This window comes from Metabacillus mangrovi (genome assembly GCF_009711125.1).
GTDB lineage: Bacteria > Bacillota > Bacilli > Bacillales > Bacillaceae > Metabacillus_B > Metabacillus_B mangrovi.
In genome coordinates this window covers 1-1388 of record NZ_WMIB01000050.1, presented here as the reverse complement: position 1 = coordinate 1388, position 1388 = coordinate 1, and the positions used below count along the sequence as shown (strand labels likewise).

2 protein-coding genes are annotated in these 1388 nt (G+C 44.4%); both read left to right on the top strand.

Annotated features, from left to right (window positions below; translation table 11 throughout):
• Window positions 1-384: helix-turn-helix domain-containing protein (locus GKZ89_RS20745; RefSeq protein WP_206672162.1), on the top strand; the 384-nt coding region annotated here is incomplete at its 5' end.
• Window positions 372-1328: an IS3 family transposase gene (locus tag GKZ89_RS20740; RefSeq protein WP_338324957.1), complete on the top strand. Its 957-nt coding sequence runs from the start codon at window positions 372-374 to the stop codon at window positions 1326-1328. The genes GKZ89_RS20745 and GKZ89_RS20740, both read left to right, overlap by 13 nt.
• Window positions 1329-1388: the final 60 nt, after the last annotated feature.

Below are 1388 nucleotides of genomic sequence, written 5' to 3'. Positions count from 1 at the left end.
CTCTCAGGCCCCCTAACTCGTTTGGACACCTCCTCTGATTCAAAATATAATGAGGGCAGAGGAGATGAGGCCAAGATGAAAAGAAAGAATGGTCCGATCGAGGACGTAAAGAAGAAATATGTCAGAATGGCGTTGGAGTCCGGCAATACGGCTTTCTTAGCCAGAAAATTAGCAGTATCCCCTTCTACTCTGTCTGGGTGGGTCCGCCAATACCGGGATGAAGTCGAATTAGAGATGAAAATGGAGGGAGTCACTCCCCTTTCTGAAACCTCCGGTACAGATGAGATTCAGAAAAAATACGATCAAGCCATGAAACTGTTAGGAGAAAAAGAGCTGGAAGTTGAAATGCTTCGAGAAATCATAAAAAAAAAATCGAAACCCTAACCGATAAAGTAGAGTTTGCGAAAGAATGGGTGGAAGCCGGGTTTGCGGTCACTCGGGTCATCAGCATTGTGGGAATATCCAGGTCCACATACTACTATCAACAAGCCAATCCCATTCCGGTGAAAAGAACAGCTGGCGGGAGACCGATCCCCGGATTTTCCTTAGACTCAAAAGGAAAGCGTGTATCTGACGAGCAAATTAAAGCGTATCTGATGAAGCTGATTGGCGGTATGGAGGCGGTCTATGGGTATCGCAAACTGACAAGCTGCCTAAAACGGAAGCACCATCTGACCATCAGTAAAAAGAAAGTGTACCGTCTGTGCAAGGAAATGGGGATCTTGTTCCCGTTAAAAATCCGAAACAGTAAATACCCAAGAAAGATTGCCCGAAATCGAATCGTCACAGGTCCAAATCAATTGTGGCAGATTGATATTAAATATGGTTATATCCCAGGAATCGAGCGTTTTTTCTACCTGGCAAGCGCGATAGACGTGTACGATCGGAAGATTGTCGGCTTTTATTTAGGGAGAACATGTGGCGGGAAAGATATCACAAACATGCTTAAGACGGCTCTCAGAGCCCGTAAAATAGAAAATTCCGGTGAAGACAAGCTGGTGCTTAGAACCGATAATGGACCTCAGTTTATCGGGATCCAATTTCAAGAGTTCTGTCTGGAAAACAAAGAGAGGCTGGAGCATGAACGAATTCCACCAAAGTCACCAAATTTGAATGCTTATATTGAGTCCTTTCATAGCGTACTCGAACGAGAGTGTTACCAGCGGCACGAATTCCAGACATTCGAAGAGGCCAATGATGTCGTGAAGGAATACATTCAGTTTTACAATAACAAAAGAGTGCATGGAAGCCTTGAGGACTGGCCTCCAGCAGTCTATTTTCAGAAACATAAAAAGGGTGAAGTAAAACCCAGAAAGATCGCTCTTTGAAAAACGGAGAAAACATTAGAATTCGGAAGAGAGTGTCCAAAGTTAGGGGGCTCAACCGAT